This window comes from Paenibacillus sp. KS1 (genome assembly GCF_001680695.1).
Taxonomy (GTDB): domain Bacteria; phylum Bacillota; class Bacilli; order Paenibacillales; family Paenibacillaceae; genus Paenibacillus_B; species Paenibacillus_B suaedae.
The window spans coordinates 1-1,707 of record NZ_MAIS01000217.1; the positions used below are offsets into that span (position 1 = coordinate 1).

The 1,707-nt window shown below is 35.1% G+C and carries 2 protein-coding genes; both read left to right on the forward strand.

Annotation, left to right across the window (positions count from 1 at the left end):
* On the forward strand, positions 1–988 hold a 988-nt coding region (locus BBG47_RS31475; protein WP_483310781.1), incomplete at its 5' end, for a DUF5713 family protein.
* 186 nt (positions 989–1,174) lie between these two features.
* Positions 1,175–1,707 (forward strand): SMI1/KNR4 family protein (locus BBG47_RS27910; protein WP_065294453.1); only part of this gene is annotated, 533 nt, incomplete at its 3' end.

Sequence of the window (1,707 nt, forward strand, 5' to 3'; positions counted from 1 at the left end):
ATACTCACAAAAAAGGGGTGCTGATATGTTAAAAAGATTTGTTTGGAAGAAAAATGATATTCATTCCATACAATTAAAAGAAAATCTATACATCATTGCTCAATTATTAGACAATCCATACGCTGCATTTTTTAATATAACGAGTGAACGTGATCATTTTAATGAGAAGCTGCTTGACTTAAATACGTTTAAACCTTTTGGGGTGTGTATGGTGTTAAAGGGGTTTTTCAAACAGTGTTCCGTAGGGAAACTAAAAAATGTACAACCTAATTTGAATATCCCTATACCAGAGATTTTTATTAGTAGTGACAGGGGACAGTGGGGAAATCGCTCTGAATTTAGTGATGATGAACTCATATACAATTTGGTGAAAATCGATCCCGCAGTCGGTGATAAGGGTCTTATGGGGAATGAAATTATCCAATACAATATTGATAGAAATGACCCGAACATGTTAACCAACTACGAAATTGTTGGGTATAACACGGGTTACGAATTTGTACGTCGTTTAATTCTATCGATTGAGAATGGCCGATGGATCGATCCATTAAAAGAACAGCGATTGCTTGGTATCGATAACTATCCGTTACAAACAGTCGAAGAGATGTGGCAAGCCGGGGTTCCGAAATATGGGGTAGAGGATAAAGACGGGAATCGACAAAATGAGAATGAAGCAGCCCAAATCAGTTATCTAATTGAGATGTATAATGACCCTTTCTACCCAGAATTTTTAGTTGATAAAGTAAAGGAATGCATTTTGCGTGTTGTTCAATTTATAGAAAAAGGGAATCGTGATGTAAATAAGATTCAAAGTAAACTTGATGAAATGACAATAGCCATTAATGATTTGGCAGATGAGTTTGGGCAAAATAATAGTGAAATAGAGACTGTTGCAAGGGAATCAATTGCTGCTACAGTAGAATCGGTCTTACAATATTATAAGATCGATATTGTTATTGAGGATGCCCTCAGAGAAAGAGAATGGTAGGAGATAATTGTACACAAAGACAAAAAGGGGGGTGTCCAGAAAGTCATTGAAACTGACTTCTGGACAGCCCCTTTTTGGTAGGATTTAACTCGATTAATGTCGAAGTATGGTGAGAAGCAGCGCTGCAGACAATGAACCCGGCCAAGAGATCGAGAGAATCTTATCATTAAAGGAGTAAGTATGAAGATGAATAGAGAGCCCATATTACCAATTAGACAAATAGGGGAAGACAATTGGGTTGAAAACCTGACATGCTTTCTTGAGGATCAGGATGTAGAAGTGATTTCATTAGAAACTGAAAATTTTCAAAAGACAGAGAAATATCTAGATTGGATAATTCCCTCACAAACGAAAGATTATTTCTTACATTTCGGTGGTATAGAAAGCTCTGATTTCATGTACAACCTTAAGAAAATGGATGAGTGGGAAGCATTGACAAATTCTATATGGGAATTTGTATCATTGTATTTTCAGCAAGATGAAACAGATAAATATATTGTTTTTGCTGAAAGTCCTAGCAATGATCCTATTTGCTTTAAAAGGGATACTGGGGAGATTTATTTATTTTCTCATGATCCGATTAAAAGGGCTAAAGTATTTAAAGATTTCAATGACTATTTATTAAATGAAATAATTGAAATTCAAAAATTGTACGCAGAAGTTACTTTTGATAGTTCTAAGGAAGAAATAGAGTATAAAAGAAACTTGTTGGATGGCGA